We start from the raw sequence: 13901 nt of genomic DNA, 5'->3' as shown, positions 1-13901 counted from the left end.
CCGGGATCGCTCCCGGGCCGCCGCGGACAGGTGCGGTCAGGAAGCACAAAATAGGAACATTGTCAAGGAAAACTGAGCCGCGCCCCGGTCGACGCCCCTCTCCGTCATCGCGAGCGCAGCGAAGCGACCCAGGGCCGCGCGACGTCGTTGAGCGGGGCGCGACCCTGGCCCGCTCCGCTCCGCTCGCAAGGACGTCGGTGCCGAGAAGCCATCGGCCGTAATTCCAGGGCCGGGGCTGGAAGACGGCCCCGTCCGGCGACATGCTGGCGCGGCGCCTCCCCCGCACGGACAGGGGGCGCCCGGACACTCGGAACAGGGACACCCGCATGGCCGCGCGCCTCGCCCTCCTCGGCCTCGGCGCGATGGGGCACCCCATCGCCCGCAACCTCGCGGCCAAGCGGGGCTCCGACGCCGAGACGCTCGTCGCGATCGACACCGACCCGGCGCGCCTCGCCGGCCTCGCCGCGCCGGGCCTCGTCGCCACCACCGATCCCGGGCAGGCCGCCGGCGCCGACGTGCTGTTCCTGTGCCTGCCGAACGGCGACGCCGTCGAGGCGGCCCTCCTCGGGGACGGCGCCCTGGCGGAGCGCCTCGCCCCGGGGGCGGTCGTGGTCGACCTCAGCACCATCGCGCACGCCAAGGCCCTCACGGTCGGCCGCGCCGTGGCGGCGACCGGGCGCGCCTTCGTCGACGCGCCCGTCTCCGGCGCGCCGGCCGGCGCCGAGGCCGGGACGCTCACCGTGATGTGCGGCGGCGCGGCCGGGGCGGTCGCGCGGGTGCGCCCGCTCCTGGAGCGGATCGGCACGACAATCCTGCACATGGGCCCGGCCGGGTCCGGCCAGCTCACCAAGACGATCAACAACGTGCTCTACGACATCAACATCGCGGCGCTGGCCGAGGTGCTGCCGATGGCCGTCGCCATGGGGCTCGACCCGGATCAGGTCGCCCAGGTGGTCACGACGGGCACGAGCCAGAGCTACGCGGCGCAGTACTTCGTGCCGCGGATCCTCCGGGGTCAGTTCGACGAGGGCTACCCGATGGGGGCGGCCTACAAGGACCTCGTCGCCGCCGCGGCGGTCGCGGCGGAGAACGGCTTCCCGATGCCGGTCACGGCGGCCGCCACCGCCACCTACCAGACCGCCCTGCGCCAGGGCCACGGCGACCGGGACAAGGGCGCCATGGTGCTGCCGTTCGAGGACCTGCTCGGGGTCCGTGTGCGGTCGCGGCCGTAGGGGCCGGCCGTAGCGGCCATCGGGCGGTCGATCCCGACCGGCCCGCCCGCGCCCTGGATCTTACGGCAGCTCGAGCACGTCCCTCAGCGGCACGACCGCCAGGACCTGCCCCGACGCGTCGGCGATCTCGAAGACCTGCCCGGCCAGCACCGCGCCGTCGACCCGCTGGATCTCCAAGAGCGCCCGGGCGGAGCGCTCGGCCTCGGTGCGGGCGGCGTCGAGGTCGGGCAGGTCGGCGCCGTCGAGATCCTCGACCAGCCACTGACCGTCCCGGATGTGCAGGTAGAAGTGCGGCATAACCGCAGAACCGCGCTTACCGCCTCCGGTTGCGTCCCGGCCGCGTTGCGCGGACCGCGTGTGGCCTTTCGGTCACTCCGCGGCCTCGGTCTCCGGCACGGCGGCGTGGCCCGTCCGGGGCGGGAGCACCGGCGCGTCGGCGCGCTGGAGCACCTCCAGGGCGGCGTCGGCCTCCCGCTGGCGGTCCCAGAGCGCCGCGTAGACGCCCCCGGCCTCCAGCAACGCGGCGTGGGTGCCGCGCTCGACGATGCGGCCCTGGTCGAGGACCAGGATCGCGTCGGCGTTGACCACCGTCGACAGCCGGTGGGCGATCACCAGGGTGGTCCGGCCGCGGCTGACCCGGTCGAGCGCCGCCTGGATCTCGGCCTCCGTGAAGGAGTCGAGCGCCGAGGTCGCCTCGTCGAGGACCAGGATCGGCGGCGCCTTGAGGATCGTGCGGGCGATGGCGACCCGCTGCTTCTCGCCGCCCGAGAGCTTCAGGCCGCGCTCGCCCACCGGGGTGTCGTAGCCCTCCGGCAGCCCCGAGACGAAGCGGTCGATCTGGGCGAGGCGGGCCGCCTCCCGCAGCTCCGCGTCGGTGGCGTCGGCCCGGCCGTAGCGGATGTTGTAGCCGATCGTGTCGTTGAACAGCACCGTGTCCTGCGGGACCATGCCGATCGCCGCCCGGAGCGACGCCTGCGTCACCGCGGCGATGTCCTGCCCGTCGACGCTGATCCGGCCCCCTTGCGGCTCGTAGAACCGGAACAGCAGGCGCGAGAGCGTCGACTTGCCGGCGCCCGAGGGCCCGACCACCGCCACCGTCTGGCCCGCCGGGATCTCGAAGGTGACGCCGCGCAGGATCGGCCGCTCGGGATTGTAGGCGAAGCGCACGTCCTCGAACCGCACCGTGCCGCCCGCGACCGCGAGCGGGGCGGCGCCCGGCCGGTCGGCGATCTCGGGGTTCTGCCCGAGGATGCGGAACATGTCGTCGATGTCGATCAGCGCCTGTTTGATCTCGCGGTAGATCATGCCCATGAAGTTGAGCGGCATCGCGAGCTGCACCAGCATGGTGTTGGCGAGCACGAAGCCGCCGATCGTGGTGCGCCCGGCCAGGATGTCGCGCGCCGCGAGCCACATCACCACGGTCATGCCGAGCGTGAAGATCACCGCCTGCCCGGCATTGAGCACCGCCAGCGACACGTAGGTCTGCGTCGAGGCCTTCTCGTACTTGGCCATCGACTCGTCGTAGCGGCCGGCCTCCCGGGCTTCCGCGCCGAAATACTTCACCGTCTCGTAGTTGAGCAGCGAGTCGACCGCCTTGGTGTTGGCGTCGGTGTCGGAGGCGTTCATCCGGCGGCGGATCGCGATCCGCCACTCGGTCGCCTTGTAGGTGAAGGCCAGGTAGGCGGCGACCGTCAGGAACGCGGTCAGCGCGTAGGTCCAGTTGAACTCGTAGGCCAGCACGCCGAGCACCAGCACGAACTCGACGATGGTCGGCACCAGGGTCAGCACCATCAGGCGCGACAGCTCCTCGATGCCGGCGCGTCCGCGCTCCAGCACCCGGGTCAGGCCGCCGGTCTTGCGCTCTAGGTGGAAGCGCAGGGACAGGCGGTGCATGTGCTCGAAGGTCTGGAGCGCCAGCCGCCGCACCGCGTGCATCGCCACCTTGGCGAACAGCCCGTCGCGCACCTGCGTCAGCGCCGACATGGCGATCCGCGAGAGGCCGTAGAGGGCGATCAGCAGCATCGGCGCGGCGAGGAGGCCGGTCGGCACGGCCTCGTCCTTGCCGCCGACCGCGGCGACCAGCGCGTCGGTGATCCACTTGAAGGTGAACGGCGTCACCATGGTCACCAGCTTGGCGGCGAGCAGCAGGCCGAAGGCCAGGAAGACCCGGCGCTGAAGGTCGGGCCGGCCGTGGGGCCAGAGATGCGGCCAGAGCCGCCGGTAGGTGGCGATCAGGCCGGGGCGCTCGGCCGGGATCGGCGTCCCGGCCGCGGGCGCGGTGTTGTCGGTCATGAAGGGTTCTGCGGGGCGGGATGTCCTGGTCCCGCATATAGGCCCGCTGCCGCGCCGGAGCACCCGCGCTGCGTGCAGGCCCCCGCCTCACGCCCGCCAGAACGGCTTCGCGACCTCGGCGCGCAGGTCCCAGGGCTCGAGGCCGGCGTCCCGGGCCTGGTCGGGGTGGAGCGCCGCCAGGGCGCGGCGGGTGCGGATCCGCTGCAGCCACGTGCGGAGCAGGGACGGGCGCGCGGTCGGACGCGTGACGGCGGGCGAGGAGGACAGGGTGACGGCTTGCATCGCAGACGATCCGGTGGCGGGAAGGCAGTCCGGCCGGGATTGCTGGCGGAGCATTGATCCGATACAAAGATCGGATCAATCGAAACATTGACCTCGGAGCAATTATGCGCCCCGCGGATTACCGCACCGTCGCCGACGCGATCGCGGCCGACATCGCGGTGGGCCGGCTGCGCCCCGGCGCGCGGCTGCCGCCGCAGCGCGACTTCGCCTACGCGCGGGGCATCGCGGTCTCGACGGCGAGCCGGGTCTACGCCGAGCTGGCCCGCCGGGGGCTGGTGACCGGCGAGGTCGGGCGCGGGACCTACGTCCGCAGCGAGCCGGGGCGCGCCGGGTTGCTCCGCCCGGAGCCGCCCCCGGCCGCCCTCGACCTGCAGCGGACCCACTCGCGCCTGCCCGAGCAGGAGGTGGTCCTGGCCGAGACCCTGGCGGCGCTCGCCCGCGACGACGGCCAGATCGGCTTCACCCAGTACGGGCCCGCGGGCACGCCCTCGGCGCAGGCGATCGCCGCCGGGTTCCTGGCGCGGGCGGGCTACGCCCCCGATCCCGCCGACATCCTGTTCACCGGCAACGGCCGGCAGGCGCTGGCCGCCGCCCTGGCGGCCCTGGCGGCGCCCGGCGAGCGGATCGGCTGCGAGCCCCTGACCTATCCCGGGGTGAAGGGCATCGCGGCGCGGCTCGGGATCACGCTGATCCCGCTCGCCATGGACGCGGAGGGCGTCTGCCCCGAGGCGCTGCTCCAGGCCCACCGCGCGACCCCGCTGAGCGGCGTCTATCTCCAGCCGACCCTGCACAACCCCCTCGGCGCCACGATGGGGCCGGCGCGCCGGGCCGCCCTGGCGGAGGTGCTGGAGCGGACCGGGCTCACCGCCGTCGAGGACGCGGTCTACAGCTTCCTCGCCGAGGCGCCGCCGCTCGCCGGCCTCGCGCCGGACCGGGTGATCTTCGTGGACAGCCTGTCGAAGCGGGTGATGCCGGCGCTGACCGTCGGCCTGATCGCCGCGCCGCCTGCCCTCACCGACCGGCTCGCCGCCTCCGTCCGCCAGGGCGCCTGGACGGTGCTCGGCCTGTCGCTCGCGGCCGGCATGCACTGGATGGCGGGGGGCTCGGCGGCGGCGCTGGCCGAGGCCAAGCGCCGGGACGCCGCGGCCCGGCAGGCCCTCGCCCGGGCCGCGCTCGCCGACCTGCGGGTCGTGGGCGATCCGCAGGCCTACCACCTCTGGCTGGAACTGCCCGAGACGTGGCGGGCCGAGGCCTACGCGGCCGCGGCCCTGCGCCAGGGCATCGCCCTCTTGCCGGCCTCGTCCTTCGCGGTCCATCCCGGCCACGCGCCGAACGCGGTGCGCCTCGCCCTGGCCTCGCCGTCGCGGGAGGAGCTCGACCGGGCGCTGCGCGGCCTGCGCCGGCTGGCTTTCGCGGGCGACGACCAAGTGGTGGAGTAGGCGGCGCCGCTCAGCCGCGCTTGTCTGTGGGCAGCACGAAGATCTGGCCCGGGTAGATCAGGTCCGGATCGCGGATCTGGTTCTGGTTGGCGTCGTAGATCACCGTGTAGCGCTCGCCGCGGCCGTAGGTGCGCTGGCTGATCCGCCAGAGGTTGTCGCCGCGGGTGATCCGGGCGGTGCTGATCTCCGGCACGAACACCGCGCCGACCCGGTCCGGCTCCGCCATGTCGGCCGCCTGGGGGTTCGAGACGGCGGCCGGCGGCGAGGCCGCGGCCGGCCGGTCCCGGTCGGCACCGTCGCGCGCGGCCTGATCGGGGCCGGCGCGATCCCGCGCGCCGCTCTGGGCGGGCGACGGTCCGGACTCGGCGGTCTCCCGGGCGGCGACCTGCGTCGGCTCCGGCACCGACAGGGGGACCGCGGCGCGGCTGGCGACCTTGCCGGTGGCCGGATCGACCTGGTCGATCCGCACCTGGTACTGCCCGGGCTTGATCCCGCGCCCGATCGTGAAGGTCGCCCGGCCGTCCGGCCCGATGCTGCCCGGGGCGATCATCGTGTCGTTGAGGTAGAGCTGGATCCGCGCCCCCGGCGTGCCGGTGGCCGTCACGAACAGGCGGCCGTTCCCCTGCACGTCCACGCTGGCGATCCGGGTCGGCCCCGCCCCGGACGCCGCGGCCTCGCGGGTCTCCCCGCTCCCGGCCGGCCGGCCGGCCCGCGCCGCGTCGGCGTCCCGGGTACCCGGCTCGGAAGCCGGACCGGAGGATCTGGCGCCGCCCTTCGCGTCGGCCGTCGCGCCCGGCGCGCCGGGCTGCGACAGCACGACGGTCGCGGCGTCCGGGGCGGTCAGGGCCACGAGGGGCTGGCGGTCCCGGCCGGGGGCCACGTCCACCGCGACGCTCTGCTGCGACTCGGACGCGCGCCCGTCCGCGCCGGTCATGCGCAGGCGGAGCGTGCTGGCGCCCGTCGGCAGGGCCGGCGGCACGATCGCGAACTGACCGTTGGAATCGGCCTTCGCCCGGGCCACGGGCTTGCCGTCGACCAGCATCTCGATCGCGGCGTCCGGCGCGCCGCGGCCGGCCACCACGGCGTCGCCGTTCGGCTCGACGCGGACGATGTCGAAGCGCGGCGCCTCAGCCGCATCCGGCAGGCGCGCGTCCTGGCCCGGACCGGCCTGCTGCGCCCCGGCGGTGCCGGCCTGCGGCGCCCCGGGGGTGCCGGCACGGGGGGCCTGCGGGAGCGCCGCCACGGGGCCCTCCCCCGGCGCCGGGCTCGCCCGGCCCGGCTTGTCGTCGCGGAAGTCGATCGTCGGGTCGGCGCGGCCGGCCAGGGCGCCCGGATCGGCGAGGCTGCGCAGGCTGCCGCTCGGCGCCGACGACGCGGACGGCTCGGGACCACCGCGGCCGGTGAGCCGCCGCAAGGAGTCGCCGCCGAACAGCGCCAGCACGAGTCCCAGTCCGCCGAGAAGGCCGGCCAGCGCCAGGGCGAGACTGCGCCGCACCTGTCTCGACATCGCCACGAAGGCCTCCCCTCATCCTGCCGCCGCCCGGCGGGCGGCCGTCCGCCCGCGCGAAAAGCCGTCGACGGCGCCGCCCATAATACCGTACATGGTCCCCACACCAAGCCGTCCTGCCGCCCAGGCGGGTGAATCCCACGCGAATTCAGCAGTTTGGCACGTGGAGTGCTGGGCGCGGGGCGCGATCTGGACGGCTCGCAACGGACGCGCGAGGAGGACGCCGGATGGCTCCGGTGAGGACAGTCTGTGTCTATTGCGGCTCCGGCTTCGGCCGCGACCCGGCCTTCCGCGAGGCCGCCGAGATCCTCGGGACCGCGGTCGCGCAGGCCGGGATGGGCCTCGTCTACGGCGGCGGCGATGTCGGGCTGATGGGCACGGTGGCGCGGGCGGCGCTCGCCGCCGGCGGCCACGTCACCGGCATCATCCCGGACTTCCTCCAGGCGCGCGAGCACATGCTGGCGGACATCCAGGAGACCGTGGTGGTCTCCGACATGCACACCCGCAAGCGCCTGATGTTCGAGCGCTCGGACGCGTTCGTGACCCTGCCGGGCGGCATCGGCACCCTGGAGGAGCTGGTCGAGCAGCTGACCTGGGCGCAGCTCGGGCGCCACCGGAAGCCGGTGGTGCTGGTCTCGGTGGCGGAGTTCTGGGCGCCGCTGCTGGCCCTGTTCGAGCACATGCGCGGCCACGGCTTCATCCGCGAGGGCCTGGACCTGAGCTACCTCGTCGCGCGCGAGGCGGCCGAGGTGGTGCCGATGCTCCGCGCGGCCGGCCACGAGCCGGACCCCCAGGCCGAGAGCATCGTCCAGCAGCGCATGTAGGTGCGCGCGCCGCGCGGCGATGAGGATCACGAGGATGCGTGCGTCGATGCGTGCTTCACTGCTCGCGGCCCTGCCGCTCGCCGGCCTCGCCTCCGCGGCGGCGGCCGGCCCGTCGCCGGTCCTGCAGACCCTGGACTACGCCAACACCCGCTACTCGGCCCTCGACCAGATCGACGCCGGCAATGTCGGGCGCCTGAAGGTCGCCTGGACCTTCTCCACCGGCGTCCTGCGCGGCCACGAGGGTGCGCCGATCGTGGTCGGACACCTGATGTTCGTGCACACGCCGTTCCCCAACGTGGTCTACGGCCTCGACCTCGACCGGGGCGGGAGGATCCTGTGGCGCTACGCACCGCGGCAGGACGCGAGCGTCATCGCCGTGATGTGCTGCGACACGGTCTCCCGGGGGCTCGCCTACGCGGACGGGCGGTTGTTCCTCCAGCTGGCCGACACCACCGTGGTGGCGCTCGACCCCGAGACCGGCCGGGTGCTGTGGTCGGTGAGGAACGGCGACCCGGGCCGGGGCGAGACCAACACCGCCACGGTCCTGCCGGTGCGCGGCAAGCTCATCGTCGGGCTCGCGGGCGGCGAGTACGGGGCGCGCTGCCACGTGACGGCCTACGACCAGGCGACGGGCCGGCGGCTCTGGCGCGCCTACGCCACCGGGCCGGACGCCGACATGCTGGTCGATCCGGAGAGGACCACCGCGCTCGGGCGCCCGGTCGGCCGCGATTCCTCGCTCAAGAGCTGGGAGGGCGACCAGTGGCGGACCGGCGGCGCCTGCAGCTGGGGCTGGTTCTCCTACGATCCGGACCTGAACCTCGTCTATTACGGCACCGGCAATCCCTCGACCTGGAACCCGAACCAGCGCCCGGGCGACAACCGATGGGCGCAGGCGATCATCGCCCGCGACGCCGATACGGGCATCGCCCGCTGGGTCTACCAGATGACCCCCCACGACCAGTGGGACTACGACGGCGTCAACGAGATGATCCTCACCGAGCAGGTGATCGACGGCCGCGCCCGGAAGGTGCTGACTCATTTCGACCGCAACGGCTTCGGCTACACGCTGGACCGGGCCACCGGCGCGCTGCTGGTGGCGGAGAAGTTCGACCCCACGGTGAACTGGGCCAGCCGGATCAGCGTGGATCCCGCCGCGCCCGATTACGGAAAGCCGGTGGTCGACAAGCGCTACGCCCCCGGCGAGGCCGACGAGGACGAAGCAACCAAAAATATCTGTCCCGGGGCGCTCGGTGCCAAGAACCAGCAGCCGGCCGCCTACTCGGCCAAGACGCGGCTGTTCTACGTGCCGACCAACCACATGTGCATGGATTACGAGGCGTTCCGGGTCACCTACACGCCCGGCCAGCCCTATGTCGGCGCGACGCTCACCCTGCACCCGCCCGAGGGCTCGGACCGGACCGGGGCGTTCATCGCCTGGGACGGCGCGAAGGGCCGGATCGCCTGGACGATCCCGGAGCCGTTCTCGGTCTGGTCGGGGGCGCTCGCCACGGCGGGCAACGTGGTCTTCTACGGCACGCTGGAGGGCTACCTGAAGGCGGTCGATGCCCGGGACGGGCACGAGCTGTACCGGTTCAAGACCCCGTCCGGGATCGTCGGCAACGTCACCACCTACCTGCACGGCGGCAAGCAGTACGTCGCGGTGCTGTCCGGGGTCGGCGGCTGGGCCGGGATCGGCCTGGCGGCCGGGCTGACCGACCCCGCGGACGGTTCGGGGGCGGTGGGGGGCTACGCGGCCCTGTCGCAGTACACGGCGCCGGGCGGGCAGCTCACGGTGTTCGAACTGCCGCAGTGAGCCGCCCCGGCGGCGTCCGCACGCGCCGCCGGGCGATTCGCACGGCATCTCCCCGACCTTCCGAGGCGCTCCCGCGCCGGGTCTGGCTGGACGCATCCCGGGCCACCTCTCCTGTCCCGCATGACCCCGTCACCGGCGCCGGTGGCCGGCCTCGGGCGGGCCTATCCAGATGCGGCCGCGCCGCTCACGGCGATCGATGACCGGTCAGAAGTGCTGTTCGGGCAAATTCAGAAGTAAAAATTCCAATTTCTCAAACATAGCTATAAGAAATAAGCCGCCTCACAGAGTGTTGCTCAGAGGATACGAATCGAAAATGCGTCCGATTTTGAACGAACTATGACGATCTGACCTCGATGATCTTGGATATGGGGCGCGCGACCGGCCGGACGGGGCGGTGTCGGGGAGCGCGTCATGACACGAGGATATGGGGTCTCACTCGCCGCGCTGGCGGTCGTGCTGCTCGGTCCGGGCGCCCAGGCGCAGACGGCCGGCAACGGCGTCGACATCCTGTCGGGTTTCCGGCGGATCTGGATCCCCGGACGGACCTACGACACCGGATCGCCCACGGCGCTCGGGGCGCCCCTCCTGCTGCGCAACATCCAGATCGTCGCCGAGCGGGCGCGGGAGCGGACCGGCGCGCAGGAGATCGCCGCCTATTACGACGACCGCCGCAACCAGAGCTACAGCGTCATCGACGGCCTCGGGCCGCTGACGCGGGCCTATCTGGCGGGATCGGGGGCGACCACCACGATCCCGGCCTTCGACGCGACCACGTCGCGCGTGCAGTACGTTGACCAGGGGACCGGTGCCGGCGTGACGACGTCGCCCCTCGGGAAGGTCGTGCAGCTGGTCAACGCGTTCCGGACCAACGCCTCCACCGGCCCGGCCAAGGACGCCTACAGCTATCCGCGCCCCTGGCGGCAGAGCCTGGACGGCCAGAGCCTCGGCCTCGTCGTGCCGCCCTCCCTTGGGCCGGAGAAGAGCCCGACCCCCGCGACGGATGGCGGCTTCCCGAGCGGCCACACCAACGCCGCCTATCTCTCGGCCCTCGCCCTGGCCTACGCGGTCCCGCAGCGTTTCCAGGAACTGCTCACCCGCGCGAGCGAGCTCGGCGACAACCGGATCGAGGCGGGCATGCACTCGCCCACCGACGTGATCGGCGGCCGCGTGCTGGCGACCTACTTCGCCATCCGGGCACTCAACGATCCCGCGAACGCGGCCCTGCTGGGCGAGGCCTTCGCGCAGGCGCAGAGCTACCTGAGCCAGGCCTGCGGCGGCCCGCTGGAGCGGTGCGCCCACGCGCCCGTGGATCCGGCCACCGACCGGTTCTCCGATTACGCGCGCAACAAGGCCGCCTACACGGCGCGCCTGACCTACGGCCTGCCACCGGTCGGGCCCACGGACCGTCCGCCGGTGGTCCCGGCGGGTGCCGAGGCGCTGCTCGCGACCCGCTTTCCCTACCTCACGGCGGCGCAGCGCCGCGACGTGATCGCGACCACGGAGCTGCCCTCCGGCGGCTTCCTCGACAACGGGCTGGGCTACGACCGCATCAACCTGTTCGCCGCCGCCGACGGCTACGGCGCCTTCAACGGCACGGTCACCGTCACGATGGACGCGGCCCGGGGCGGGTTCTCGGCCTACGACGTCTGGCGCAACGGCATCGGCGGCGCGGGCGGCCTCGTGAAGCTCGGCAGCGGGACGCTGGTCCTGACCGGCGCCAACACCTACGCGGGCGGTACGACGATCGGCGGCGGGACGCTCGTCGGCCATGCCGGCGCCTTCGGCACGGGCGCCATCGTCGACGACGCGGCGCTCGTCGTGGATCAATCGACCGACGGGACGCTGGCCAACGCCGTCTCGGGCTCCGGGACCCTCACCAAGACCGGGGCGGGCACCCTCACGCTCACCGGGCTCAGCACGCTGACGGGCGCCACCGCGGTGCAGGCCGGTCGGCTCGTCGTGAACGGCGGCCTCGCCCACTCGGTCGTGTCGGTGCTGCCGGGGGCCGAGCTCGGCGGCTCGGGCACGCTGGGCGGGATCGTCGCGCTCGCGGGCGCCACGGTGGCGCCGGGCAATTCCATCGGCACGCTCACGGTCGCCGGCAACGTCGGCTTGGCGCCGGGGTCGACCTACCGGGTCGAGGCCGACGCCGCCGGCCGGGCCGACCGGATCGCCGCCACCGGCACCGCCACCCTGTCGGGCGGCACCGTCCAGGTGCGCGCCGCCTCCGGCGCCTACAACCCGCGCACCACCTACACGATCCTCTCCGCCGCCGGCGGCGTCTCCGGCCGGTTCGCCGGCGTGACCGCGAACCTCGCCTTCCTCACCCCGGGCCTGCGCTACCGGACCGACGCGGTCGACCTGACGCTCACCCGCAACGACGTGCCCTTCGCCGCCAGCGCTACCTCGCGCAACGGCGCGGCCGCCGCCAACGCGATCCAGGCGATCGGCGCCGGCCGGCTCTACGACGCGGCGGTCGCCTTCACGGCCAACGAGGCCGGCAGCGGCTTCCGGGCGCTGGCCGGCGACATCCACGCCGGCACCGTGTCCACCGCCTACGAGACCGCCTTCTTCGTGCGCGAGGCGGTGCTCGACCGCCTGCGCTGGGGCGATCCCGGTGCCGGGCTCGACGCCGGCGCCCTGCCGGCCGCCGACGCGGCCGACCGGCCCGGCCGGGCCCCGGTGGTGGCGACTGTGCCGGTGCGCACCCTCGACCCGCAGGTGTTCGGGCTCTGGGGCCAGGGCCTCGGCGCCCTCGGCACGGCCGATGGCGGCGGCAACGCGTTCGACCTCGACCGGCAGATCGCCGGCTTCGCGGCCGGCGCGGACGTGCGGCTCCCCAGCGGGCTGCGCTTCGGCGCGGTCGGGGGCTACACGGAGGCCTTCCTCGACAGCGCCGGCCGGGCGGGCGGCGCAAGCCGGGCGGAGAGCGCGACGCTCAGGAGCGGGTTCGGCGGCCTGTACGGCGGCTACGAGCTCGGCCCGCTGTCGCTGCGGCTCGGCGCGCTCTACGCCGACACGGACGCGCGCACCCGCCGCGCGGTGCAGTACGGCCTGGCCGACACGCTGAGCGGGCACGGCGGCGGCTCCACGGTGCAGGGCTTCGGCGAGATCGGCTGGAGGATCGCGCTGGGCACGCCGGCGGCGCGCTTCGTCGAGCCGTTCGCGGGCGGGGCCTATGTCGGCATCCGGCGCGGCGCCTTCGCGGAGGCCGGGGGCGCGGCGGCGCTGGCGAGCTTCGCGCGGGACTACGACCTCGGCGCGGCGACGGTGGGCGTGCGGGCGCAGGCGCGCCTGGACCTGGGCCTCGGCCTGCCGGTGACGCTGCGCGGTCTCGTCGGCTACCGGCGCGCGTTCGGCGACGTCGTGCCGACGGCTCTGCTGGCCTTCGGGGCGGGCGGCCCGGCCTTCCTGAGCGCGGGCGTGCCGATCGCCCGGGACGCGCTGGTGGCGCAGGTGGGCCTGGACCTGGCGGTGGCGCCGGACGCGAGCCTGGGCGTGGCCTACACGGGCCAGACCGGAGCCCGCGCCCAGGACCAGGCCGTGACGGGCCGCTTCACCCTCCGGTTCTAGCGCGCGACGCCTGCGCGCCGACGAAGTCCACGAAGGCGCGCAGCGGCGCCGGCAGGTGCCGCCGGCCGGGATAGTACAGGAACGGGCCGGAGAAGACCTGCCACCAGGGCTCCAGCACCGGCTCCAGGGCGCCGCTGTCGAGATGCGGCCGCAGCCAGTCCTCGAACAGGTGGACGATCCCGGTGCCGGCGACCGCCGCCTCGACCGCGAGGTCACTGGCGGCGACCCGCACGATCAGCGGGCCGGACGGGTCCACCCGGACGATGGTGCCGTCGCGCTCGAACTCCCACGGCGCCGTCAGGGCGCCGCTGGGGAAGCGCCCGAGCAGGCAGGCGTGCTCCAGGAGATCCCGCGGATGGTCCGGCCGGCCGCGCTTCTCGAGATAGGCCGGGGCCGCCGCGGTGGCGAAGCGCTGCCGCCGCGGGCCGATCGGCACGGCGATCATGTCCTGCTCCAGCCGCTCGTCGTAGCGGATGCCGGCGTCGCAGCCCGCCGCCAGCACGTCCACGAACCCGTCCTCGACCACCACTTCCAGGCGGATCTCCGGGTAGGCCGCCAGGAAGGGCGGCACGAGGGCCGGCAGCACCAGCCGGGCAGCGCTCAGCGGCACGTTGAGCCGGAGCGTGCCCGCGGGACGGTCGCGGAACCCGTTCACCACGTCGAGGGCGGATTCCACCTCGGCGAGCGCCGGCCCGAGCCGCTCCAGCAGGCGGGCCCCCGCCTCGGTCGGCGCGACGCTGCGGGTGGTGCGGTTCAGGAGGCGTACGCCGAGCCCCGCCTCCAGCCGGCGCACCGCCTCGCTGAGGCTCGACGCGCTCCCGCCGCTCGCCCGGGCGCCGTCGCGAAAACCGCCGGCCCGCGCCACGGTCACGAAGGCGGCGAGGTCCGTGAGATCCTGGGACATCGTTCGGGAATCCGCACAGGCCGTGCCGATTGTCA

Annotated in this window: 10 protein-coding genes; 5 read left to right on the top strand and 5 right to left on the bottom strand. The window is 74.2% G+C overall.

Annotated elements, in window-relative coordinates:
• Positions 1-326: 326 nt before the first annotated feature.
• Positions 327-1232, top strand: coding sequence for an NAD(P)-dependent oxidoreductase (locus H288_RS0109570; RefSeq protein ID WP_020092367.1), 906 nt, complete (start codon positions 327-329; stop codon positions 1230-1232).
• A 60-nt stretch (positions 1233-1292) separates the two neighbouring features.
• On the opposite strand, the gene H288_RS0109565 is transcribed toward H288_RS0109570, so the two are convergent.
• The 3 genes from H288_RS0109565 to H288_RS0109555 all read right to left on the bottom strand — a co-directional run bounded on the left by H288_RS0109565 (position 1293) and on the right by H288_RS0109555 (position 3806).
• Positions 1293-1529: a hypothetical protein gene (locus tag H288_RS0109565; RefSeq protein WP_020092366.1), complete on the bottom strand. Its 237-nt coding sequence runs from the start codon at positions 1527-1529 to the stop codon at positions 1293-1295.
• A 72-nt stretch (positions 1530-1601) separates the two neighbouring features.
• A complete protein-coding gene (locus H288_RS0109560; RefSeq protein WP_020092365.1) occupies positions 1602-3524 on the bottom strand; it encodes an ABC transporter ATP-binding protein/permease in 1923 nt (640 codons plus the stop codon).
• 87 nt (positions 3525-3611) lie between these two features.
• Positions 3612-3806 carry a translation initiation factor IF-2 gene (locus H288_RS0109555; RefSeq protein ID WP_020092364.1) on the bottom strand — a complete coding sequence of 65 codons (195 nt, stop codon included), beginning with the start codon at positions 3804-3806 and terminating at the stop codon, positions 3612-3614.
• Positions 3807-3910: 104 nt separating this feature from the next.
• Here H288_RS0109555 and H288_RS0109550 point away from each other — a divergent pair, with 104 nt between their 5' ends.
• Complete coding sequence (locus H288_RS0109550) at positions 3911-5245, top strand: PLP-dependent aminotransferase family protein (protein ID WP_020092363.1); 1335 nt, start codon at positions 3911-3913, stop codon at positions 5243-5245.
• Between the two features lie 10 nt (positions 5246-5255).
• Here the strand turns inward: H288_RS0109550 and H288_RS0109545 are convergent, their stop codons facing one another.
• A complete protein-coding gene (locus H288_RS0109545; protein ID WP_020092362.1) occupies positions 5256-6752 on the bottom strand; it encodes an Ig-like domain-containing protein in 1497 nt (498 codons plus the stop codon).
• 227 nt (positions 6753-6979) lie between these two features.
• On the opposite strand from H288_RS0109545, the gene H288_RS0109540 reads away from it, so the two are divergent.
• From H288_RS0109540 to H288_RS0109530, 3 genes are all read left to right on the top strand, one after another.
• Positions 6980-7576 carry a TIGR00730 family Rossman fold protein gene (locus H288_RS0109540; protein ID WP_020092361.1) on the top strand — a complete coding sequence of 199 codons (597 nt, stop codon included), beginning with the start codon at positions 6980-6982 and terminating at the stop codon, positions 7574-7576.
• A 34-nt stretch (positions 7577-7610) separates the two neighbouring features.
• Positions 7611-9389 carry a methanol/ethanol family PQQ-dependent dehydrogenase gene (locus tag H288_RS0109535; protein WP_020092360.1) on the top strand — a complete coding sequence of 593 codons (1779 nt, stop codon included), beginning with the start codon at positions 7611-7613 and terminating at the stop codon, positions 9387-9389.
• A gap of 411 nt (positions 9390-9800) precedes the next feature.
• Positions 9801-12962, top strand: a complete 3162-nt coding sequence (locus tag H288_RS0109530; RefSeq protein WP_026604797.1) for an autotransporter domain-containing protein — start codon at positions 9801-9803, stop codon at positions 12960-12962.
• Here H288_RS0109530 and H288_RS0109525 read toward each other — a convergent pair.
• On the bottom strand, positions 12946-13866 hold the full coding sequence (locus tag H288_RS0109525; protein WP_020092358.1) for a LysR family transcriptional regulator: 921 nt from the start codon (positions 13864-13866) through the stop codon (positions 12946-12948). The two genes, H288_RS0109530 and H288_RS0109525, sit on opposite strands and share 17 nt — an antisense overlap.
• Positions 13867-13901 lie beyond the last annotated feature (35 nt).

Source organism: Methylobacterium sp. 285MFTsu5.1, from assembly GCF_000383455.1.
Taxonomy (GTDB): domain Bacteria; phylum Pseudomonadota; class Alphaproteobacteria; order Rhizobiales; family Beijerinckiaceae; genus Methylobacterium.
The sequence above is the reverse complement of the archived record's forward strand: the minus strand, read 5'-3'. Positions and strand labels throughout refer to the sequence as shown.

Coding starts and splice junctions, on each gene's coding strand:
- H288_RS0109570 (WP_020092367.1), top strand. CDS start 327: ATGGCCGCGCGCCTCGCCCTCCTCGGCCTCGGCGCGATGGGGCACCCC.
- H288_RS0109565 (WP_020092366.1), bottom strand. CDS start 1,529: ATGCCGCACTTCTACCTGCACATCCGGGACGGTCAGTGGCTGGTCGAG.
- H288_RS0109560 (WP_020092365.1), bottom strand. CDS start 3,524: ATGACCGACAACACCGCGCCCGCGGCCGGGACGCCGATCCCGGCCGAG.
- H288_RS0109555 (WP_020092364.1), bottom strand. CDS start 3,806: ATGCAAGCCGTCACCCTGTCCTCCTCGCCCGCCGTCACGCGTCCGACC.
- H288_RS0109550 (WP_020092363.1), top strand. CDS start 3,911: ATGCGCCCCGCGGATTACCGCACCGTCGCCGACGCGATCGCGGCCGAC.
- H288_RS0109545 (WP_020092362.1), bottom strand. CDS start 6,752: ATGTCGAGACAGGTGCGGCGCAGTCTCGCCCTGGCGCTGGCCGGCCTT.
- H288_RS0109540 (WP_020092361.1), top strand. CDS start 6,980: ATGGCTCCGGTGAGGACAGTCTGTGTCTATTGCGGCTCCGGCTTCGGC.
- H288_RS0109535 (WP_020092360.1), top strand. CDS start 7,611: ATGCGTGCGTCGATGCGTGCTTCACTGCTCGCGGCCCTGCCGCTCGCC.
- H288_RS0109530 (WP_026604797.1), top strand. CDS start 9,801: ATGACACGAGGATATGGGGTCTCACTCGCCGCGCTGGCGGTCGTGCTG.
- H288_RS0109525 (WP_020092358.1), bottom strand. CDS start 13,866: ATGTCCCAGGATCTCACGGACCTCGCCGCCTTCGTGACCGTGGCGCGG.